The sequence below is a fragment of the Aeromonas sp. S11(2024) genome (assembly GCF_041402345.1).
Classification (GTDB): domain Bacteria; phylum Pseudomonadota; class Gammaproteobacteria; order Enterobacterales; family Aeromonadaceae; genus Aeromonas; species Aeromonas veronii.
In genome coordinates this window covers 41,207-63,385 of sequence record NZ_JBGLRC010000015.1, presented here as the reverse complement: position 1 = coordinate 63,385, position 22,179 = coordinate 41,207, and the positions used below count along the sequence as shown (strand labels likewise).

The 22,179-nt window shown below is 55.7% G+C and carries 19 protein-coding genes and 1 pseudogene; 3 read left to right on the top strand and 17 right to left on the bottom strand.

The features are described 5' to 3' along the window. Positions 1 to 114: 114 nt before the first annotated feature. The gene (dinG, locus tag ACB040_RS13495; RefSeq protein ID WP_371155144.1) at positions 115 to 2,187 is read right to left on the bottom strand and encodes an ATP-dependent DNA helicase DinG; all 2,073 of its coding nucleotides are present in this window, start codon (positions 2,185 to 2,187) and stop codon (positions 115 to 117) included. A gap of 396 nt (positions 2,188 to 2,583) precedes the next feature. Between dinG and ACB040_RS13490 the strand changes: the two genes are divergently transcribed. Next, positions 2,584 to 3,594, top strand: coding sequence for a porin (locus tag ACB040_RS13490; protein WP_263717532.1), 1,011 nt, complete (start codon positions 2,584 to 2,586; stop codon positions 3,592 to 3,594). A 172-nt stretch (positions 3,595 to 3,766) separates the two neighbouring features. On the opposite strand, the pseudogene ACB040_RS13485 reads toward ACB040_RS13490, so the two are convergent. The 6 genes and pseudogenes from ACB040_RS13485 to ACB040_RS13460 all read right to left on the bottom strand — a co-directional run bounded on the left by ACB040_RS13485 (position 3,767) and on the right by ACB040_RS13460 (position 8,381). Then, positions 3,767 to 4,796: pseudogene (locus ACB040_RS13485) on the bottom strand (IS481 family transposase). 139 nt (positions 4,797 to 4,935) lie between these two features. After that, positions 4,936 to 5,754 (bottom strand): HAD family hydrolase, encoded by an 819-nt coding sequence (locus tag ACB040_RS13480; RefSeq protein WP_338774470.1) that lies wholly within the window; start codon positions 5,752 to 5,754, stop codon positions 4,936 to 4,938. Positions 5,755 to 5,771: 17 nt separating this feature from the next. Next, positions 5,772 to 6,362, bottom strand: a complete 591-nt coding sequence (locus tag ACB040_RS13475) for a hypothetical protein (RefSeq protein WP_047436828.1) — start codon at positions 6,360 to 6,362, stop codon at positions 5,772 to 5,774. 69 nt (positions 6,363 to 6,431) lie between these two features. Next, a complete protein-coding gene (locus ACB040_RS13470) occupies positions 6,432 to 7,058 on the bottom strand; it encodes a phospholipase D family protein (protein ID WP_021230635.1) in 627 nt (208 codons plus the stop codon). Positions 7,059 to 7,370: 312 nt separating this feature from the next. Then, entirely contained in the window at positions 7,371 to 7,754 is a 384-nt protein-coding gene (locus ACB040_RS13465) for a hypothetical protein (protein ID WP_371155147.1), read from the bottom strand. A gap of 87 nt (positions 7,755 to 7,841) precedes the next feature. Beyond that, a complete protein-coding gene (locus tag ACB040_RS13460; RefSeq protein ID WP_371155149.1) occupies positions 7,842 to 8,381 on the bottom strand; it encodes a hypothetical protein in 540 nt (179 codons plus the stop codon). Positions 8,382 to 8,682: 301 nt separating this feature from the next. Between ACB040_RS13460 and ACB040_RS13455 the strand changes: the two genes are divergently transcribed. Next, entirely contained in the window at positions 8,683 to 8,895 is a 213-nt protein-coding gene (locus tag ACB040_RS13455) for a hypothetical protein (RefSeq protein WP_371155151.1), read from the top strand. Between the two features lie 114 nt (positions 8,896 to 9,009). Here ACB040_RS13455 and ACB040_RS13450 read toward each other — a convergent pair whose 3' ends face one another. Then, a complete protein-coding gene (locus ACB040_RS13450) occupies positions 9,010 to 9,975 on the bottom strand; it encodes a hypothetical protein (RefSeq protein ID WP_371155153.1) in 966 nt (321 codons plus the stop codon). Positions 9,976 to 10,198: 223 nt separating this feature from the next. Here ACB040_RS13450 and ACB040_RS13445 point away from each other — a divergent pair, with 223 nt between their 5' ends. Next, the gene (locus tag ACB040_RS13445; protein ID WP_005350788.1) at positions 10,199 to 11,074 is read left to right on the top strand and encodes an OmpA family protein; all 876 of its coding nucleotides are present in this window, start codon (positions 10,199 to 10,201) and stop codon (positions 11,072 to 11,074) included. Positions 11,075 to 11,158: 84 nt separating this feature from the next. Here ACB040_RS13445 and gloA read toward each other — a convergent pair whose 3' ends face one another. The 9 genes from gloA to ACB040_RS13400 form a co-directional block, all read right to left on the bottom strand. Further along, entirely contained in the window at positions 11,159 to 11,572 is a 414-nt protein-coding gene (gene gloA / locus ACB040_RS13440) for a lactoylglutathione lyase (protein ID WP_005347113.1), read from the bottom strand. A gap of 171 nt (positions 11,573 to 11,743) precedes the next feature. Beyond that, entirely contained in the window at positions 11,744 to 12,385 is a 642-nt protein-coding gene (gene nth / locus ACB040_RS13435; protein ID WP_371155155.1) for an endonuclease III, read from the bottom strand. A 13-nt stretch (positions 12,386 to 12,398) separates the two neighbouring features. After that, positions 12,399 to 13,160: an electron transport complex subunit E gene (locus ACB040_RS13430; protein WP_005337608.1), complete on the bottom strand. Its 762-nt coding sequence runs from the start codon at positions 13,158 to 13,160 to the stop codon at positions 12,399 to 12,401. Between the two features lie 15 nt (positions 13,161 to 13,175). Then, entirely contained in the window at positions 13,176 to 13,808 is a 633-nt protein-coding gene (gene rsxG, locus ACB040_RS13425) for an electron transport complex subunit RsxG (protein WP_005359614.1), read from the bottom strand. 43 nt (positions 13,809 to 13,851) lie between these two features. Beyond that, positions 13,852 to 14,904, bottom strand: a complete 1,053-nt coding sequence (rsxD, locus tag ACB040_RS13420; RefSeq protein WP_005337606.1) for an electron transport complex subunit RsxD — start codon at positions 14,902 to 14,904, stop codon at positions 13,852 to 13,854. Positions 14,905 to 14,915: 11 nt separating this feature from the next. Beyond that, positions 14,916 to 17,657 carry an electron transport complex subunit RsxC gene (gene rsxC / locus ACB040_RS13415; RefSeq protein ID WP_371155158.1) on the bottom strand — a complete coding sequence of 914 codons (2,742 nt, stop codon included), beginning with the start codon at positions 17,655 to 17,657 and terminating at the stop codon, positions 14,916 to 14,918. A 14-nt stretch (positions 17,658 to 17,671) separates the two neighbouring features. Then, a complete protein-coding gene (rsxB, locus tag ACB040_RS13410; RefSeq protein WP_005350799.1) occupies positions 17,672 to 18,250 on the bottom strand; it encodes an electron transport complex subunit RsxB in 579 nt (192 codons plus the stop codon). A 2-nt stretch (positions 18,251 to 18,252) separates the two neighbouring features. Further along, positions 18,253 to 18,834 carry an electron transport complex subunit RsxA gene (gene rsxA, locus ACB040_RS13405; protein ID WP_005337600.1) on the bottom strand — a complete coding sequence of 194 codons (582 nt, stop codon included), beginning with the start codon at positions 18,832 to 18,834 and terminating at the stop codon, positions 18,253 to 18,255. Positions 18,835 to 19,015: 181 nt separating this feature from the next. Continuing rightward, complete coding sequence (locus tag ACB040_RS13400; protein WP_371155161.1) at positions 19,016 to 22,159, bottom strand: DUF3427 domain-containing protein; 3,144 nt, start codon at positions 22,157 to 22,159, stop codon at positions 19,016 to 19,018. Positions 22,160 to 22,179: the final 20 nt, after the last annotated feature.

The window sequence follows — 22,179 nt, the reverse complement described above, 5'->3', positions numbered from 1 at the left end:
CCCACTGAAAACAGGGGCTCATTTTTACAGGTTTGGCCTACTGCGGCAATGGCTCTTTCTGGTGCTCGATGTTCGCGCTGCTGTCAGTTTGTTTATCAATAGCGGCCGGCTTATTTACTCGATCCGCCGTGTAAACGGGGGGAGGGCGTCGAGCAGCCCCTTGCCATAACGTTTGGTCAGCAGGCGGCGGTCCAGAATGGTGACCCGTCCCCGATCGGCCTCCTTGCGGATGAGGCGGCCACAGGCCTGGATCAGTTTGCGCGATGCCTCCGGCACTGTCAGTTGCAGAAACGGGTTGCCGCCTCGCTGCTCCACCCACTCGGCAGTAGCCTCCTCGACCGGCGAGTTGGGCACCGCAAAGGGGAGCTTGGTGATGACCAGATTGGTAAGGTAGTGACCCGGCAGATCCAGCCCCTCCGAGAAGCTGCCGGTACCAAACAGGATGCTGGACTGACCGCCATCGCATTTTTGTTTGTGCAGGGTGAGCAGGGCATTGCGGGAGGCTTCCCCCTGCACCAGCAGTGACAGTCCCTTGGCTCGCAAGCCAACAGCCACCTCATTCATCTGGCGGTAGGAGGAGAAGAGCACCAGACTCGCCTCCTTGCCCGCCAAAATGCGAGGCAGCACGCTGATGAGTTCGTTGGTAAAGGCCGGCGAGTTGGGTTCGTGCTCCATCTTGGGCAGATAGAGCTCGGCTTTCTGATAATCAAAGGGGGAGCGCAGGCGCAGATAGCGGGTACCGTCGTGCTCCTTGAGCCCCACCTGATGGCGAAAATAACTAAAGGAAGAGAGAGCGGTGAGGGTCGCGGAGACCAGTACGGCACCTAGACATTTCGACCAGAGCCACTCCTCCAGCAGATAGCCTACCTCAATCGGTGAGGCGTGCAGCCAGATATCGCCGTCATCGCTCTTGGCCATCCAGCGGGCGAGCGGGGTTTTACCGGTCGGCACATGGCGCCCCAGCATCTCCCACAGGGCGCAGAAACTCTCCAGCCGCTGCAGATGAAAACCGCTCTCTGCCAGCAGAGGTTCGGCCTCCTTGCGGCGGATCTCGCCATCTTTCAGCGCTTCACCTATGGCCCCCTGCATCCGATCCAGCGCTCGCAGCGCCTTCTTGCTCGACTCCTTGAGATTCTCCGCCAGCATGGGCAGGGGATCCGGCAATACCCCTTCGGCGAAGCGGTAGTGGGGTTCCGAGCCAAACAGCCGATCGTTGGCGCTGAGCCACTGCTCGACCGCCTTCAGGTCGGGCTGGATGGAGGCCAGTGCATCCTGCAGTTTGAGTTGGGGGTCGAGCAGGCTCTCCTTATTAAGCGTCCGCGCCAGCTTGCCTGCACTTTGTACCAGCTTCTCCAGCCAGCGACGCGAGCCTTTGACGCTGGCCGACGCCGCGCCGTGATCCCGGGCAATGGTGGGCAGGTGATGGGCCTCATCCAGCACATAGATGCACTCATCGGGGGGGGGCAGAATGATGCCGCCGCCCATGGTGAGATCGGAGAGCAGTAGTGCATGGTTTACCACCAGCACATCGGCGCTCTCCATATCGTTGCGGGCGCGATGAAAGGGGCAGTGCTGGTGATGGCTCAGCGCCTTGTTGCAGGTGTGACGGTCGGCGGCGATGCGATCCCAGCAAGTGTCGGGAATGGGCTCCGGCCAGTTGTCCCGATCCCCGTCCCATTTGCCATTGGTGTAGGCCTGCCACAGGGCCTGGTAGCGATCTTTGTCGCTGTCAGATGGCTTGGATTTGCTCAGACTGCCAAAGTCGAGCTCGAAGTTGGCCATCTCGGCGCCACTGGCTGCCTGTTCCAGCAGATGTTCGCAGCAGTAACGCTGCCGCCCCTTGACCAGCATAAAGCGAAACGGCAGCTCGCTGTGGCGATGGTAAAAAGGAAGGTCTTTGTGGATCAACTGCTCTTGCAGGGCCACGGTGGCGGTGGAGATCACCAGCTTCTTCTGGGTGAGCCGCGCCACCGGAATGGCACCTTGCGCATAAGAGAGAGATTTGCCGATACCGGTTCCTGCTTCGGCCACCAGGATCCGGCGCTGTTTGTCGTACTCGCCGGTCAGGGTTTTGGCTATCTCTGCCACCAGAAAATTCTGCTCTTTGCGTGGCACAAAACCGGGTAATCCATCCGCAATCTGGCGATAGGTTTGACGAATGGTGGCTTTAAGGCGAGTAGAGAGCATGAAGAGAAGGCCAGTTAGGGGTTAATCGAAGGACAAGGATACCCGCAACCCCTTGGTGAGGTCGAGGCAACAGCCATTATCACGGCTGTTTTACGCTGATCAGACCACTTTGGTTGTTTATCAGGTAGTTAGCGTTATTTGCATGCAAAACAGACTATTTGAGTCCAAATAATCAGCAGGATTGGTTGTAAACGTTTTCCTTTTGCCTTGCCGCCAGGTGAGACTTGGCTCACATTTTTGCCTCCATGACTATGGTTTGCGTAAAAAGTTCCAAGTTTTTTCATTGCGGTTCAAAAAATCCGGTGCTAGTCTCGGCGGCATAGTGATGCAAAGAACATCGCTAACACAGGGAATAACAACGACTTAGTGTTTAACTTACAGTAGGCATTGGAAACTATGAAAAAGACAATTCTGGCAATTGCTATCCCGGCTCTGTTCGCATCCGCTGCTAACGCCGCCGTCATCTATGACAAAGACGGTACCCAAGTTGGCATCACCGGTAACCTGCGCTCCCAATTTGTCAGCAAGCACGATGACAACGCTGAAGATCTGGCAGGTCGTGCCCGTATCGGTCTGAGCACCAAAGTTGCCCTGAACGACACTTGGTCTGGCTTGGCCAAGGGTGAGTGGGAGCTGACTTCCAACAAATCTGGTGAAAAAAATGGAAAAGATGAGGACATCACCTCCCGTGAAGTGTATGTCGGTCTGGATGGCTCCCAGTTTGGCATGATCCGTTTTGGTCAGCTGGACACCGTGTTTAACGACGTTATCAACAAGGCTGATATCGCGAATGAAAACTCTGGCCTGGCCAGTGTCTATGACGGCCGTCAGGAAGGTCAGGTTCGTTACGACGGCAAGTGGAACGGCGTCTCCTTCGGTGCAAGCTATATTACTGCCAATACCGATTATAAAGATGTCAAAAGCAATAACGGTATTGTTGAGCTGACAGGTGACCTGGATCGTGGCTACGCCGCCAAGCTGGGCTACGAAGCCCCGTTCGGTCTGGCGCTGATCGCCGGTCTGGAACAAAAAGAGTTCAATGAGACTGTCGCCAATCCTCTTGAGAGCAAGAAAGATTGGGGTCTGGGTGCCTCCTATACCCTGGAAGGCCTCTACCTGGGTGCCTCTTACAGCGACTCCAAAGTTAAATACGACCGTGTTCTTAACAACGAAGAGAAGACTCGTGGTTACGAACTGGCAGCCTCCTACAATGTGGATGCATGGACTCCGTATGTTGTTTACAACAACGCCGAGACTAAAGAGACCAATGATCGTGCCATCTACACCACATTGGGTCTGACTTACAACTTCACCAGCAACTTCTTGGCATACAGCGAATATGTATTCGAAAATGCCGAAGTGAACAGCGATGATGTTGTATATGCAGGTCTGTTTTACGCATTCTAATGAATGCTGAGTGCATTGTGTAAACTTTAGGGTAAACACAGTAACGTTTATTAAACGGGCAATAAGAGCTTTCTTATTGCCCGTATTGTATGCTCAGCGCGCTGCAATGTGATAAACACAGGTTGTACAGATCTAGTTATCACCTGACACCGGCCTCAAACCGGTGTCTTGTTTACGCTACTTTGGAGCGTACTTCCTTCGGTATCAATTTCAGACCCTTCTTGAACATGCTGTAGGGGGTTTGACCCTCCATCATCCTGCCCTGATGTGGCCGCTGGGTGTTGTAGTGCTCCAGGTAGCTATCCAGGTCTGTCTGCATCTGCTCCACCGACTTATATCAAGACGTCCTCCCCTTGATTCGGAAGTGTTCATCCAGCAGTGTGCGATGCAGTCGCTTGATAAAGCCGTTGCTCTGCGGCCTGCGCACCTTGGTGGTTCGGTGCTCAATCCCCTCCAGTTGCAGGAACAGCTCGTAGGGATGATGGTCTGGGCGCCCACAGAACTCACGCCCGTTATCCGACAGGATGGTATAGACCCACGTCGAAAAACGGCAGCACCGTTTCATTGAGCACATGAACCGGGGTCACCGGCAGCTTGCTGGTGTAGAGCCGTCCCCAGGCGTGGCGACTGTAGCAGTCCAGCACGGTTTGCAGATACACCTTACCAATCCCCTTGAGCGCGCCGACGAAGAAGGTGTCGACAGCCACCAGTTCTCCGGTGTAGTGAACCTCGATCTGGCGTTCGCGGAACTTGGGACTGAAGCGCTCAAGCAGGCGAATTTGCTCGTCATTGAGCTCAATGGTCTGCTCACAGTGGGTTTTCTCAAGGCGCAGCAAGCGGTCGTGTTTGGAGAGCAAGTCGTGCCGTTGCCACACACCACGCCCCCCATCAGCACTGACGTCGATGCCTTGCAGAGCCAGTTCTTGGGCGACCCGCAGCGGGCCATGAGCTGGTCTGGTGAGGGAGTAATCGAGGATAGCCTGTTCAATCTCGGGAGCGACCCGGTTGGGATGAGCCCCTTTACAGCCGGGCAATTTGTCGAGCAATCCCTCGGCGCCATAGGTCTGGAAATTACGGCGAATTTCGTAGAACTGCTGACGACTGTAGCCGATGAGCTTGCAGGCTTTGCTGACGTTATTGAGCTCTATGGCGAGCTCTAGCAGGCTGAGTTTGCGACGTGCTACTTTCTCGTTGGTGGTCATACGGTGACTCCGGATAACACGGTAGGGGTACCGTTTTGTTATCCGGTTTGAAGCCGTATGACCACTCCCTTTTGTGGGCGACTGTCAGGTGAATACCATCTCCATACACCCATATTTATATCAATACATAATTTAAGAGTTATCCCTTTCTTTTAAATAGCCTCAACAAGCCTTTCACAGTAATATCTAGGTGACTACCTTCATCATACAGAGCAGGAACAACATAATCAGCTCTCTCTTCAGAAATGAGTTTTTCAACTTTGTCTTGAGTTGATTTCAAAGGCCATTTTTTGTTATCAAAGACTGCTATAGATCTACCACCTTGATATCTGACCATCTTCATGGATGGAATGTCTGTATCACCATCACCAAGATATATCATCCTCTGGAAGGGGATATCTCTATCTTGAAGTTCAATAAATTTGTTTACCTCTCCATTATCCCAAGAATTATGTATCCCTTTGTTTATTCTAAATAGAAACTGGGTCTTTGTTGTATAGTTTATTGCTTGAGCTGGCCATGTTGCGTAATACTTATCATCTGAGTAGTGATACTTGCAAGCGTAAATGTCACGAAATTTATTTCCAATGCAAGTACCTCTGATCATTGAATCAAGACCGCTTGATATAATGTAATGCTCTAATTCTAGGTCAATACTTTCTGCAAACCTGTCAATTCTGTCAAACCATGACTCGACGCCACTGAATAGGGGGATAGATTGTCCATGCATCATTAGTTTTTCTGTACTAAGGACATCAGATTTAAGCATGCGAGCCCTTTCTGCCAGCATGCCAAGATAGGTTAAAATTTCATCGCCGTCATGGTCCTTTGCTCTACGCTTAACACTAGCCCAAAATTCAGGAATATCTGTTATCTCTAATTCGGGCATAACCCCATGCTGGGCGCAATCACCTTCAGCCAAGGTTCCATCAAAATCATAGATCAGTGCACATTTCATGAATAATCCTCGAAGAGTTAAATAGGCCAGTTCTGCTCAATCCATAATATTTCCTGACACACTTTTTCCTCCATTCTGTCTCTGTTAGAGGTAAGTCTGAACTCTTGGCCTGAATGTAAATCAAGAACGATATATTCCGCACCAACCTCTTGAATTGCTTCATGCATTAAATAGCAGATGTAGTCCGCTCGCTCCTTTGTCATTCTCTGTGTCTCGGTGAAATGGAGCTTGACATGAGTTCTAACCCCATTTATTAATGCGCTTAGCTCGGGGTTACAATGAATAGTTGTACTATTAAAAACGAAGGACTCGCGCAATGATGCATAAACATCAATTTTCTTACCTGACTGCCATTGAATAAAATTTTGAGCGAGGCGTTCAAATTTTATTTTTTTACTAGAGTCCTTTTGCCTTCGTGATATATCAATCAGGTATGAAACGTGTCTCTTTTGGCTAAAAAGTGACTTTATAGCTGTTCTAAGTTGCAAGTAATAATCTTTATAGTGTGCGTAGTCACCTCTAAGAGCGATCTGTCTAAGTTTTGTGTTTTTAGGTGAGCCCGTTGCAACAGCGATATTAGTGAAATCTGAGATAGCTAACTCTGGCATACAACATCCTTATTTTAAATTTATGAATTTAGTGATCTGTTCAGGAGCAAGTGATTTTTAATTCGATGCTTAGTTCTCAATAGGGAGCAAGCTGCGGCATTGTGGATAGCCGGGACAGCCCCAGAAGCTATTGCCCTTGGTGTCCCCCCGCTTGCTGATACGCAATACCATAGGGGTACCGCATTTGGGACAAGCTGGTGCCGGAGCTGTATTGGCGGTCGAGGTATCATGCTCGTCACTGTTGCTTGCGACGCGCTCCAACGTGATGCGAACCTCTTCGCTAACCCGGATAATCCGTTGGGCTTCATCATAGGCATCACGGTAAAGGTCATGATCTTCCGAGCGTTGGATCAATACCCCCATCTCGTTGTTATTGACCTGACTGAACTCGTAGAGATTGAGGCTGGTGACAATGCACATCTCTTCATTGAGATAGCACTTGGCATGGAGGTTTTTGCAAAAGCTGGTGCGGATATAGGTGAGCTCTTTGAGCCAGCTGATCTCTTCCGGTTGCAGCTCGCTTTTGCCATAGACGATCCGCACATCGATCTTGAGGCGGTTCTTGTCGGTGAGCAGCTCCTTGATCCTGTCGTTGAGCTTGAGGAAGGGGCTGATCAGGATCAGACGATCTTTGGCATCTTTGATAAGTTCTTCCAGAAAGTAGTTGGTTGCGCTGGTATTCAAAAACTTGGCCATGGCAAAAATCTCTATCCCTGTGGTGTAACTGGTGGCGCAAATACTTGGCTGGCGTTCGGCAGGTCATTTTCATTCCGGGCGCCGTGATCACCCAGCCACTGCGGCTGGCAATCGACATCATGGTTTCATGCGGACAATTGGGCGCCGAACTGAACCATCCTAACAATTTCATCAACAGGAATATGTGACAGATTGCACTAACTCTGTGACAAGGCTGGATTTTTCGGGGCGGGCTGTGGTTGATGGTAAATCGCAGGTGCAAAAAAGCCCCTTGGCGGGGCTTGGTGTCTGGCAAGGGCGGTGTCGGGATTATCAATCGAACAGGATGCGGCCGCTGGTGCCGGCATCGCTGTCTTTCCAGCTGGCGCCGCTTTTGCGCAGGGTGTAAGTGATGGTCTCCTGCTTGAATTTCAGGTAGTCGCTGCCGCTGTGGCTCGGTTTGACCTGATTGCCATCGATATAGGTCTCCCCTGTGGTATCGACGTGAATTTCGGCCACGGTGCGGCCATCGTCAGTGACCGCCTTATAGTTGCCAGCCCACGGGCTCTCGTCGCCATACTGCACGGCCCCTTCCTGAGCGTGCGCTTGGGCATGGGTCTTGTGGCCGTGATGGGTTTTGGCCACGGCACAGCCGGAGATACCGATCGCCAGCAGGCAACCGAGGGCGACATTGAGCAGAGTCTGTTTGGATTTCATCTTCATTTTCCTGTATCAAATAATTGCAATGGATAAGGGGTGGAGCCCCCACGGTCGGTGTGGGCCCCGCTGAGCCGTGGCTCGAAATCAGTCCTGATTGATGCCAGAAATATGGCCGCGGGCGTCGGTGAGGCAGTGCCAGAGCTGGTCATGGGGCCCCTTGATATCAATCATCATCCCCGCTTGGGAGTCGGCCACATAGTCGAGGGTCAGTTTGCTGCGGCTGACGCCCGCTTTTCTGGCGACGGCGTTCATGCAGGCGTTCTCGGCAACCTTGGTTTGCGCAGTGCTACCGTTGTAGGCACTGCTGCTGGCGCTCTCATCATCGCCGTCGTCATCGTTCTCATCGTCATTGAGCTGGCAGGCGCCGCTGTCGCCATTTTTGACAAAATAGGTGATGCCCCAGTCGCCATTTTTCACCATGGAGAGGGTGGTGCGCCCCTTGCTCGCCTCGTAGAAATTTGAATTCACTTTTTTAAGTGGAACTTGCTGGTTATTGATATAAGCCGTGCCATCTTCGACGCGAATATTAATATGTCCAGGACAGCTGGCGGATAAATCAGGCACCCCTGCATATGCGGTTCCGGTCATGACCAATACAGAGAGAGCAAGCAGCGTTTTTTTCATCAGATAACCTCAAATCAACAAGGATCAGCAAGTGTGATGTCGTCAAAATAACGGTTGCTATGCCTTAACGTTATTTCTGTGCCCATTGCACACCTGTTATCGGTAGCCCGCAGCCAGTCGTTTCAGTGCGCCTCGTCCTGCCGGGATGACGCCAAATTTAGCAGTCTGGTGATGTAAGTAAAATAAAACAGGATTAATTGGATTCATAAAATATGAAAAACTATAAACCATTTAAAACAATGGGTTATATGTGGTTTAAGTCACTTTGAAAAAGATGGGGGACCATCCGGGATGGTTCCTTATGGGTGTCGATAAAGTTGGCTATAGGGCTGCAATGCCGGGAGCAGAGTATTTCCTATGTTGCATGATGGCACCGGCTGGCGATATCAAGGGCCAATCAGCCATTGCGCGCCGTAAATACACAGACAAAAAACTCCAATATTTGGTGTGCGAGGGTGAAAAAAATTGGCCTGCCAGCAGGAAGGTATTTTTACCTGATATGACTGGGTGGTGAGGCATATGAAAGGGTCAGGATAAATAAACCCTCCATCAATAGAGACATGATTATATGGATTGTTAATGTGCTTTCCCTGAGGATTGCCCACTCGTGGCAGGAAAATATAACGACTTAGAAACTCATGGCCAACCCGATGGAATAACCGCTGGTGTTGTGGCTGAACATATAGCGGGCAACCAGCCGGGTACGGGTGACTATGATGTCGTATTTGCTGCTGTCCAGCTCCAGACCGGCGCCGATAGAGTTGAGGGAGTCAAAGCCAAGCAACCCCCGCTGCTCCCCCAGATATGCGGTATGGGCCCCTTCCAGTACATAGCGCACCGGTCTGTCGAGCAGGGTCCAGTGGAACAGCGGGGCCCGGCGGCGCAGATAGAGACCGAGGTTCTCCGCCTCGGCGTGACCACGGACGCTGGTCGAGGTACCGCCAAAGCTCTGCAGGTGTTGGTAGGAGTAGCGCACTTCGATATCGATATCCTGCGCCTTTGAAAAGAGCTCGTAGTCGAGCATCAGCGAGCCTCCCAGTCCGTACATATTGAGCTGTCCACCATCGAGAAAATCCAGCGAGTAGCCCGTGGTGCGCTCCAGCAACCAGTTGCCGATCCGCAGATCGCTGGCCATGGTACCGAGCGAGACGTTGGCGATGGGGCGCAGTACCCAGTGGCCACCGCGCGGGTCTTCATGGAGGGCGATATCCCAGCCGATCCCGCCCGAAGCGGTCAGGCTATTCCATTTGGTCGGGAGGGTGCGGCTCTCGGTGCCGTTGCTCACCACAAACTGGGGATCGTAGCGGCTAAAGCCGATCGCCCCTTCCAGATAGATGGGCACGGCTTCGCTCATGGTGGCGCCGCCACCGATCTGGGTCATGTTAAGGGCGGCAGATTGATTGGTGCCGCTGCCGATATCGAGGTTGCTGGCGGTGATGTCGGGCACCACGGTGAAGGTCATCAGCGAGAGCACCGCATTGGCGCGCTCTTGTGCCCACTCCTGATCCTGTGTTGCAGCTTTGACGGTGCTGCCGGATAGCGCCAGCAGCATTGGCAACAACATCTGCAATAAAGAGGAGCAAGAGCGGTGCATGAGTGTGGTTCCCGATAAGCGGCGTCTGATTGCCCTGGTTTTACTGTAGCGAGCTTCCCGCCGGTTGGCACTGAGTTAAGAGGGGGGAATAAGCGCCGCTTGCGGTCGGTTGCCGTTGGGGGGCAAGCCTTTGCCACACCAACGGCACGCCTTTGCAGTTTGTCGCTAAAGCTTGGCCTCTTGCCGCCGATATCTCTTGTGAGATCGTGTGGAGGACAAGCAATTGAACGCTTGGGTGTTGGGGTTGGTCAGCATATCAGTGAGTATGCAGTTACAGGCTGGGGTCACCGAATTTGGTGCCGGTCTGGATCAATCCGTCTGGCGTTTGACCTCCGATACCCAGATTGAGTGCCGCCTCGAGCACCCTATTCCCAACTGGGGAACGGGGGCTTTTGTCAGCCGCGCCGGGCGCAAGATCAACCTCGATTTCGAGCTCAAGGGCAAGCGGCCGCAGGCCCAGACCCAGACGGTGAGCCTTGGCATCATGCCGCCGGTATGGCGCCCGGGGATCGCCGGGCGAGAAGTGAGTCAACTGCGCTTCTATCAGCAGTTCGATGGGCTGGTGGAGGGGCAGACTGCCTGGACCATGCTCGACGAGCTGGAGGGGGGGCGGATGCCCACTTTCCAGTATCGGGACTGGTATCGCCAGAACCGCGCGGTGCGAGTGTCCCTCTCGTCGGTTAACTTTCGGGTTAAATATCAGGCCTTTATAGACTGTCTGAGTGGGCTGTTGCCCTACAGCTTCAACGATATCGCCTTTAGCGTGCTCACCTACGACAAAAACAGCGATCAGCTCTCCATCCCCTCCAAGCGGCGGCTGGCGATGATCAGCGAGTTTATCAAGGCGGACAAGGGCATCGACGTGGTGGTGATCGATGCCTACAGCGACAGCTACGGCGGCCGCTGGCCGAACCTGAAACTCTCCGAGAAGCGGGCCGATGCCATCAAGAAGGTGTTTGTCGATCTGGGGATCGATCCCGGCAAGATCTCGGTGGAGGGGCATGGCGAGAAGCAGCACGTTGCCTCCAACGAAACCGAACAGGGTCGTGCCAAGAACCGGCGGGTGGTGATCAGCATGGGGCGCAATGGCGAGATCTAGCGTCATCCCCGTCAGAGAAGCATAAAAAAGAGCGCATCTGCGCTCTTTTTTGATCCTGCCATCCGGCAGCGGGAGTCGGGTAGCTTAGAAGCTGTCACCGAGGCCGGTACCGGCATCTTTCTTGGCGATCAGTTCAATCTTGTAACCGTCCGGATCTTCGACGAAGGCGATCACGGTGGTACCGCCCTTGACCGGGCCCGGCTCGCGGGTGATCTTGGCACCGGCGGCGCGCAGTGCGTCGCAGGTGGCGTAGATGTCGTCCGCTTCCAGCGCGATGTGGCCGTAGGCAGAGCCCAGTTCGTACTCGCTCACCCCCCAGTTGTAGGTCAGCTCGATCACCGCTTCATCCTTCTCGTCACCGTAGCCAACGAAGGCCAGGGTGTACTTGTACTCGCTGTTCTCGCTCTTGCGCAGCAGCTTCATGCCAAGGACACGGGTGTAGAAGTCGATGGAGCGTTGCAGATCGCCGACACGCAGCATGGTATGCAGAATTCTCATTGCTCAGTTCTCCGGGTTGGTGATGTGTACTGCTTTCAATCTCGGTTGCGAGGCCATCAGCTTTCTGGATAGACCTTCTCTTTGTACTCGCAGAGGTCCTCGATGATACAGGAACCACTGCAGCGGATGTTTGCGAGCGAGACAGGTAGGACGGTTGTGGCGCCCAGTCATTCAGTTCTCTGGATAGACCTTCTCTTTGTATTCGCACAAGTCCTCGATGATACAGGAACCACAACGGGGCTTGCGAGCCAGACAGGTGTAACGCCCGTGCAGGATCAGCCAGTGGTGAACATCCAGCTTGAACTCGGCGGGCACTACCTTGAGCAGCTTCTCCTCCACCTGATCCACGTTCTTGCCTACCGCAAAGCCGGTGCGGTTCGATACCCGGAAGATATGGGTATCGACGGCGATGGTGGGCCAGCCAAAGGCGGTGTTGAGTACCACGTTAGCGGTCTTGCGGCCGACGCCCGGCAGGGCTTCCAGCGCTTCGCGGCTCTCCGGCACCTCGCCACCGTGGCGCTCCAGCAGGATGGCGCAGGTCTTGATGACGTTCTCGGCCTTGGTGTTGAACAGGCCAATGGTCTTGATGTACTCCTTGAGCCCGTCCACCCCGAGATCCAGCATCGCTTGCGGGGTGTTGGCCACCGGATAGAGCTTGTCGGTCGCCTTGTTGACGCTGACATCGGTCGCCTGCGCCGAGAGCAGCACGGCGATCAGTAGCTCGAACGGCGAGTTGAAGTTGAGCTCTGTGGTGGGGTGGGGGTTGTTTTCTCGCAGTCGCTCGAGGATCTCTCTGCGTTTCTGGTTGTTCATGCCTTGCGTCCGATCATAGCTCGGTCGCCCGGACGCGGGCCGGGGCAACGTTGCAGTGGGCCACGGTAGCGGCCTGTTTGCGGTCCCGCCAGTCGTTGATGGCGTTCTTGGCGGCGATCAGCAGTCCCAACCCGATAAAGCCGCCCGGCGGCAAAATCGCCAGCAGCAGGCTGGCATCGGCGTGGAACAGCTCGATGCGCAGGGATTTGGCCCACTCGCCCAGCAGCAGTTCGGCGCCATCAAACAGGGTGCCCATGCCGATGATCTCGCGCATGCCACCCAGTACCAGCAGCACCAGGGTAAAACCAAGGCCCATCATCAGGCCGTCGAGGGCCGCCAGCAGCGGCGGATTCTTGGAGGCATAGGCCTCGGCGCGGCCGATGATGACGCAGTTGGTGACGATGAGGGCGATAAAGATGCCGAGCGCCTGATAGAGGCCATAGGTGTAGGCGTTCATCAGCAGCTGTACGCTGGTCACCAGCGAGGCGATGATCATCACATAGACCGGGATGCGAATATCCTTCGGCACCCAGTTGCGCACCAGCGAGACGGCGAGGTTGGAGCAGACCAGCACTGCCATGGTGGCAAGGCCCAGCCCCAGCGCATTGGTAAAGGTGGAGGAGACGGCGAGGGTCGGGCAGAGGCCCAGCACCTGCACCAGCGAGGGGTTGTTCTTCCACAGCCCCTGGCTCATCAGCTCCTTGAGCTCGCCCTTGCGGCTTTCCAGCTCGGCAATCGGGGCTGCGCCCGTTTCAATCTGTTCCATCTGGTTCATGATGGCTCGACTCCGTTAGTTCGCCGCCGGGCAAGCCGGGGCGTTGCTGAGCAGTTCGGGTTGCTCCTGCTGCAGTTTAAGCAGGTTTTTCACCGCCTTGACCACGGCTCGCGGGGTGATGGTGGCACCGGTAAAGGCATCGAATTCGCCGCCATCCTTCTTCACCGCCCACTGGGGCTCGTTGTCATGGGTCAGGAATTTTCCGGCAAAGCTGTTGATCCAGTCCGATTTCTTCAGCTCGATCTTGTCACCCAGACCCGGTGTCTCGTTGTGAGCGAGCACGCGCACGGCGGTGATGGTGCCCTTGGCATCAAAGCCCGCCACGATGCGGATCGCCCCGCTGTAGCCATCCGGTGCGATCGCCTCCAGCGCATAGCCGGTTACCACGCCATTTTTGCTGGCGGTATAGAGGGCTTGCGGCTGATCGCTGCCCAGATATTTCCTGCTGGTCACCTGCTTGCAGCTGGCTACCAGATCGTTGTCATAGCTCCCCTCCGGCAGCAATACCGAGAGGGTCTGCTGCTTCTCCAGCTGTTGCTGGTGAGCGATTTTATCCTTGGTCAGCTCGTTGGTCAGTACCACCAGCGCGGTACAGCCGAGCGCGAACATCGCCAGAATAAGGCCGTTCTTGCGCATGCTCTTTAACATGTCCGGGCTCCGTCAGCTGTGATGGGGGAAAAGGGCAGAAACATCATTGGCGACGGGCTCCATACACTTTCGGGCGAGTCAGGCTGTCTATAAACGGCACACAAAGGTTGGCCAGCAGCACGGCGAAGGCGAACGCATCGGGATAGCCGCCAAAGCGGCGAATGATGTAGACCAGCACCCCGATCAGCACGCCATAGACCAGTCGGCCACGCGGCGTGGTGCAGGCACTGACCGGATCGGTGGCGATAAAGAAGGCCCCCAGCATGGTCGCGCCGCTAAAGAGATGGAACATGGGCGTGGCGGTTGCATCCGGGCTTACCAGATAGCCGATGGTGGAGGCCGCCAGCAGGGCACCGAGAATGGCGGTGGGAATGCGCCAGTTGATCACCTTCTGTTGCAGCAGGAACAGGCCGCCCAGCAGATAGCCGAGGTTGACCCAGCTCCAGCCGATGCCGCCCCAGCCCTCGAACAGCGGGCCGCTCAGGATCTCGCCGGTGGTGAGCCCCTGAGTCAAGCCGGTTTTCAGGGTATCGAGGGGGGTCGCCATGGTGAGACCATCCACCCCCTGCTTGAGCTGGGCCATGCTGTAGCCGTCGAGGCTAAAGCCGGTGAAGATCACCGACGCCGCATCACCAAAACCGAGGCTGTAGGCGCGCACGCTCTCCGGCGGCAGCCAGCTGGTCATCTGCACCGGGAAGGAGACCAGCAGCAGCACATAGGCGACCATGGCCGGGTTGAACAGGTTCTGGCCCAGTCCGCCGTAAAGGTGTTTGGCGACGATGATCGCAAAGGCCGTGCCCACTACCAGCATCCACCACGGCAGCAGCGGCGGCAGGGAGAGACCGATCAGCACGGCGGTGAGCGCCGCACTGCCATCCATCAGGGCAGGCTTGATGGCGCGGCCACGGAGCTTGAGCACCAGCGCCTCGCACAGCAGCGCGGTCACCAACGCCAGCAGGATCTGGATAAAGGAGCCCCAGCCGAAGAACCAGGTCTGGGCCAGCAAGCCCGGCACGCAGGCCAGGATCACCAGCAGCATCAGGGTTCGGGTCTGTTTGCGGTTATGGGCAAACGGCGCAGTCGCAATATTGAACATGAGTCTGTCGATTACCTTGTGGTTGTTCGGTCGGCTGACGGGGCATCTTCAGCGGCGGTTTCGGCGGTTTCGGCGGCTCTGGCTGCCTCGGCCGCCAGCTTCTTCGCCTTGGCGCGGGCCACCGCGGCTGCAATGGCCGCTTTTTTCGGATCAACCGGGGCATCAGCCGCAGGGGCGCTCGCTTCAGGAGCCTCTGCGACGGCAAGTGGTTGCTCACTGCTGGCAGCATCGCTTTGCATCGGCTCAGCCGGTGCGCGCTCACCCTCAGTTCCGGCACTCTCTACCTGAGTACCGGCATTTTCTACCTCAGCACTGGTACTTGCGCTCTGTTGCGCCAGCTTTTTGGCCTTGGCTCGGGCGATGGCCGCGGCGATTGCGGCCTTCTTGGGATCGACCGCTTCACTTGCAGCCGTATCGCTTTGGCTGGTGGTTACTTCGCTCTTGGCTACTGCCATGTCGCGGGTCTCCGCGCTTGCTGATAGCTCACCTTGCGTACCCTCAGCACCGGCACTTTCGCCCTGCTGGGCCAGCTTTTTGGCCTTGGCCCGGGCAATAGCAGCGGCGATAGCAGCTTTCTTGGGATCGATCGCTTCGCTGGCAGCAGATGGCGCATCGCTTTGGGCTGCAGCGGATTCGCTGGTGCCAGCATTTGCGGTCAGGTCGCCCTCAGCGCTGTCGCCCTGCTGGGCGGCCTTTTTGGCTTTGGCTCGGGCGATGGCGGCAGCGATAGCCGCTTTCTTGGGATCAACTGCTTCGCTGGCAGCAGATGGCGCATCGCCTTGCGAGCCTGCGTCTGCTGCCGCGCTGATATCTGCGCTTACCGGTTCACCATTCGCCTCGGCCTTTTTGGCCTTGGCTCGGGCAATGGCGGCGGCAATCGCCGCTTTTTTCGGATCAACCTCTGCCTTTTGCTGATCAGCATTTACTACCGCAGGGGCAGCAACGGCTTCGGCAGTCACAGGCTCGGCGCTATCGCCAGCCTGAGCGGCTTTCTTGGCCTTGGCGCGCGCCAGTGCGGCGGCGATGGCTGCTTTCTTGGGATCGCTGGCGGGGTCAACCGCCTCGGCGGGTTGCGCCGCAGCGGCTGTTTCGCTATTTGCGCTCTCCGCCAGCTTGGCGGCGCGGCGCGCTTCCGCTTCCCGTTTGCGGGCTTCGCGAGCGGCAATCACGGCGCTGTTGTCAGGCAAGCCCTCGGCGGTGGCGGCAATGGCTGTGATGGGCGCATCCTGCTTGGCCTTGATGCGGGCCAGTGCCGCTGCCACCGGATCTTCCCCGCCTGCGGCCGTCATGGTCTGACGGCGCTGGGCGGCGGCCTCGGCGTGGCGCGCTTCGCGGGCTGCTTTCTCACGCTCGAAACGGGCCTGCTTGGCCTCGAAACGCTGCTTGGCGCGCTCGGCCTTTTCGGCCTCGGCGCGGGCTTCGCGAATGTCGTCTTTGGCGATCTTGTAGTACTGCACCAGCGGGATCTCGCTCGGGCAGACCCAGGCACAGGCGCCGCACTCGATGCAGTCCATCAGGTTGAGCTTTTCGGCCTTGTCATACTCCTTGGCCCGGCTGTACCAGTAGAGCTCTTGCGGCAGCAGAGTGGCCGGGCAGGCATCGGCACAGGCGCTGCAACGGATGCAGGGCTGCTCCGGGCCGGGGGCGGGTAGTTCGGCCTGCGTCGGCGCCAGCAGGCAGTTGGTGGCCTTGACCACAGGCACCATGGCGTGGGGCAGGGTAAAGCCCATCATGGGGCCCCCCATGATCACCCGCTGCTCCGCTTCCGGTTGCAGTTCGAAACGCTGCAACAGCCAGCGTACCGGCGTACCGAGGCGCACCCAGGCGTTGCCGGGCTTCTTGAAGCTGTCGCCGGTAAGGGTGACGATCCGCTCGATCAGCGGCTCGCCGTCGATAATGGCGCGCTTGATGGCAAACACGGTGGCGACGTTGAGCACCATGATGCCGATATCGACCGCGCGGCCGCCTTTGGGCACCTGACGGCCGGTGAGCAGCTCGATGGTCTGCTTGGCACCGCCGGAGGGGTACTTGGTCGGCACCGTCTTGACCAGCACATCCTCGTCTGTGGCGTGGCGAGTCAGCTCGGTGATCGCCTCGGGCTTGTTGTCTTCCACCCCGATCAGGGTGAGTTTCGGTTTGAGCAGGTGCTTGAGCACCCGGATGCCATCCATGATCTCGTCGGCATACTGCTGCATCAACCGATCGTCGGTGGTGATATAGGGTTCGCACTCCAGCCCGTTGACGATCAGGATCTCGGTGAGCTGGCCGCGGCCGTCGAGTTTGCTGTGGGTGGGGAACACGGCGCCGCCAAGGCCCGCTACCCCCGCCTGCTGGATGCGCTCGAGCAGCTCGCTCCGCTCCAGATTCCAGTAATCGGGTTTGCCATTGCGCTCGCCCCACTCATCCTCCCCATCGGGGGTGAGAATGACGCAGAGATCGCCGAGCCCGGAGGGGTGGGCAACCGTGTGGTTGCCAATCTCGGTGATGGTGCCGGAGGTGGAGGCATGGACAGGGACGACCCGCCCCTTGGCATAACGGGTCAGCGGCTGACCCTTCTTGACCTTGTCGCCCACCTGCACCAGCAGATCGCCGGCGGGGCCTGCGTGCTGGCGCAGCGGAATGATGAGGCGCGGCGGCAGACCGGCGTCTACCACCGGGCTCTGGCTTGATTGCAGCTTGTTGTCGGCGGGGTGAATGCCACCGTGAAAGTCCCAGAGCGTGCCGGCTTTGATACGTTCGAGTAAGGAATGCATGGTTGCTCCGCTGTTTATTCCACTATCTTGACCGGAATCTTGCCCGGAACATGCACGTTATTGAGATCCCACTTCCAGTTATCGACCGTGGTGGGCACCGGGATCATCTCGATGCAGTCGGTCGGGCAGGGATCGACACAGAGATCGCAACCGGTGCACTCGTTGGCAATCACGGTATGCATCGCCTTGGTGGCGCCGACGATGGCATCTACCGGGCAGGCCTGAATGCACTTGGTGCAGCCGATGCACTGATCTTCGTGGATAAAGGCGACCTTTTTGACTGGCACGGCGGCCTCGTCACTGCCCCCCAGTGGCTGGGGCTCGACCCCCATCAGATCGGCAATTTTGCGCATGGTGGCCTCGCCACCGGGTACGCACTTGTTGATCTGATCGCCGTTGGCGAGCGCCTCGGCGTAGGGTTTGCAGCCGGGATAGCCGCACTGGCCACACTGGGTCTGGGGCAGCAGGGCATCGAGCTGATCGACGATGGGGTCTGCTTCCACATGAAACTTGACGGCGGCAAAGCCCAGGATAATCCCGAACGCCAGCGCCAGCAGGGTGAGCACCAGAATGGCAAAGAGAATATGGATCATGGTTATATCTTGATAAGGCCGGTAAAGCCCATAAAGGCCAGCGACATCAGACCGGCGGTGATCATGGCAATCGATACCCCGCGAAACGGCGCGGGTACATCGGCGGCGACCAGACGCTCGCGCATGGCGGCAAACAGGATCAACACCAGCGAGAAGCCGGTGGCGGCGCCAAAGCCGTAGATCACGCTCTGGATAAAGTCGTGTCGCTCATTGATGCTGAGCAGCGCCACCCCGAGCACCGCGCAGTTGGTGGTGATGAGGGGCAGGAAGATCCCCAGCAGGCGATAGAGGGTCGGGCTGCTCTTGCGCACCACCATCTCGGTAAACTGCACCACCACGGCGATCACCAGAATAAAGGCGAGGGTGCGCAGATAGGCGATATCCAGCGGCAGCAGGATATAGTGCTCCACCAGATAGGAGCTGGCACTGGCGAGGGTCATCACGAAGGTGGTCGCCAGCCCCATGCCGATGGCGGTTTCCAGCTTGCCGGAGACCCCCATAAAGGGGCAGAGGCCGAGGAATTTCACCAGCACGAAGTTGTTAACCAGCACGGTGCCGATCAATAAAAGCAGGTACTCAGTCATCAATTACCGTCACTGAAAGTCGGGTTATCGGGGTTTGAAGGCGGGCGGTATTATGTGACGTTAGGGCCAGTTAAACAACCGCAAGGCCGCATGGTTATTATGCAACTGGATAATTTAGCCGGCGTTTTGGGCGAGAATCCGGTGGGTTTTGCGTCATATCCCCACCGGGTGAGAAGCCTTACTAACCAACAGCCAGTTTGGCGGCCTCTTTCCACATAAATGGCGGCATCGGAGTAGTGAGACGCCATTTAATGTTCATCGGTTGGCTGCCAGTGTGGGATACGTACTCCACCTCACCAAAGTTCACAAAGCCAAGGGTGCGGCCAAATTCATCTTTGCTCTGCTCGCGGACGAACAAAAACAAGCGCTTACCCTCTGCTCTGTGGTTGATGTAACTCAGACCCTTACCCCGCTCGGGGCGAGCGCTGTTTTGGCTCTGCCAATGAAACAGCGACTCGTTGATGGCGTAGTCGTGATAACGGGTGGTGGGGGAGAAGTGCTGTTCCGTTTTGTTCAAGGTCACGAACAGCAACTCGATATTTTGCTCTGCGATGACATAGATCCCTTCGCGAGCAGTGGGTTGCTGCGCGAAGGTGGTCGCGCCAAAGCCAACCAGCACCTGCTCTCTGGCATAGCGAGCATGCAGTTGCAGCGGATTACCGAGAAGGTTTGGCATGGCGCTTTGTTCGTGTTGCACCCGGTTGATCAGCATGGGCAACAGATCTGCCAGCTCGGCCCTTAATTCAGGTTGATTGAGTTGTTTCAGGCTGTGCGCCAAGGAGCTAAAGCCTGCAGTGGGGCCGCTCTGTTGCCAGAAGTCGTAATGGCACATCAAGGCCATCCGCTCATCGTGCTCGGCCGTTAAGGTAAAGGCGCTTTCCACTAAGGTTTGTAAGAAGTTCAAGTAATGGAGCGCATCGCAGCCCAATAGCCGGGTTTTGATGGCCCGGGTGTAGAGGGTGGATAGTTTCTCATCGCTCATTTCAGAAATGGTATGGTTGCTAGCCTGTTTGACCAAGGCGCTCCAATTGCCGCGCTTGTAGATCTCCTCAAGGCTGATATGAGGGTAGAACTTCAAAAAGTTCGCCAGCGTCAGCGGTAAATCACAATCCAGTGAGAAACGGCGGATCAGGCCCATGAGGCGCGAGGTATTGAGGGTCGCCTTTTTGATATTGCTCAGAATTAACTCTTGGGTTTGTTCTGAGAGTTCGATGCGGCAGCCCAAGGGGGCGTGAGGGAAGCCCTGTTTGATCTCGTGGCTGATCGCCTTATTAGTTTTACCCACCAGTGCCCGGAATTTCTGGGCAAAGTCATACTCAGCACGGGCATTCCCAACAAAGTCCAACACGGTGCAGCACTCTTTATCGCTCGCCAGCCGCAGGCCCCGCCCTAATTGCTGTAAAAAGATGGTGAGGCTTTCCGTTGGTCGTAAAAACAGCAAGGTATCGACTTCTGGGATATCAACCCCTTCGTTGAAGATATCCACCACGCAGAGAATATTGATAACGCCGGTACGCAAATCTTGTTGTTTGCTATACCGTTCTTCTCGGTTATCGCTGGTGAGAATATCAGCCTTGATGCCCTTCAATAAAAAGGCCTTGCGCATAAAATCGGCATGTTCACGGCTCACACAAAATGCCAGTGCTTTGATCTTGGTAATATCGGTGACGATCTCATTGAGGCTCTGGACTATTTTCTGTACCCGCTGCTGATTGTGGGTATAGATATTGGTGAGTTCAGTGATGTCATAACGGCCATTTTTCCAAGCCACTTGGCGCAAGTCAGTATCATCATCGATACCAAAATATTGGAACGTACAGAGATGGCGATGATTAATGGCCTCTGGCAAGCGGATCTCTGCTGCGATGACACCACAAAAATCAGCGAGAATATCACCGCCATCATGGCGCTCTGGCGTTGCAGTTAATCCCAACAGAATGTGAGGTTCAAAGGCGGCGAGCAAACCACGATAACTGGCCGCAGCAATATGATGAACCTCATCAATGACGATGTAATCGAAATAGTCTGGGCTAAGCCGCAACGTATCCAGCTGGTTATTTAAGGATTGCACCGAGGCAAATAGTTGACGGTAGTGGGTTGGCACGGTGCCGCCGACCAAGAGTTCGCCAAAATTGGATTGCTTGAGCACTCCGCGGTACGAGGCTAATGCTTGGCGCAAGATCTCCTCTTTGTGGGCGACAAACAGAAACTTGGCATCGGGTTTGGTTTTCAAAAAACGCGCAAAATCAAAGGCGGATATCAGGGTTTTCCCTGTACCGGTAGCCGCTACCACCAAGTTACGAAAGCGCTGATGTAAAGCGCGTTCCATCGCCAATTGTTCAAGGATCTCCAGTTGATGGGGAAACGGCGTGATATCAAAGAAATAGGCAGGGCTATTTTTGTCCCCATCCCCACGGGCCTCTTGCAGCGCATGCTGCAATTTTGTACGGCTTTCGAGCTTGCCATCAAACAGCTCAAAATCATCGGATTCCCAATAGGTTTCAAAGGTACTCAGGGATTTCTCGATAATATGCGGGATCTCTTGCGAGGTGATTTTTAGGTTCCACTCCAAGCCGCTGGTGAGGGCAGAGTGAGAGAGATTGGAGGAGCCTATATAGCCGGTATGAAAGCCGGTATTCCGGCAAAAGAGATAGCTCTTGGCATGCAACCGCTCGCGCTGGGTGTTATAGCTGAGTTTGACTTCGGTATTGGGGAGACTAGCTAAAAATTCAACTGCCTTGGCATCGGTCGCCCCCATATAAGAGGTAGTAATTACTTTTAATTGGCGGCCGCTGCGAGTGAACTCTTCCAGCTCATGACGGAAAATACGGATACCTGCCCATTTGATAAATGAGACCAGCCAGCAGATGTTATCTGCAGATAATATCTCCCGTTTAATCTCCGACTCCATCGACAAACCCGCATTGCTGCCACAAAACAGTTCGCTCTGAGTGAGACCTGTCAGAGGGAAAATATCCTCGGCATATTGCTTTAAATTGGCGGAGATGGGGTTATCCAACTGGTAAAGCGCGGTCAGAATTTTCCCCTGACTATCGATGAGGTTCTCGCCAATAAAGTCTGGGTCTTGGGTGCGATCCTTTAGCCAAAGCAATAACTGGTTAGCCAGCTCGATCTGCCGTTGCAGCTGATCCTCTCCAGTGACCGAACCCACCGCATATTCCAAAACCCGGCTCAGAAATCTGGATAACCAAACTGCCGCTTCGGCAGGTTCAAGTTGGCGTTCCCCTACGTAAAAGCGCGCGCGGTCGAGTCGAGATGTCAGCAGTTGAGTAATGAGCTGTTCATAAATACCGCATTGTTGCATCGCACTTTAGCCTTGAACGT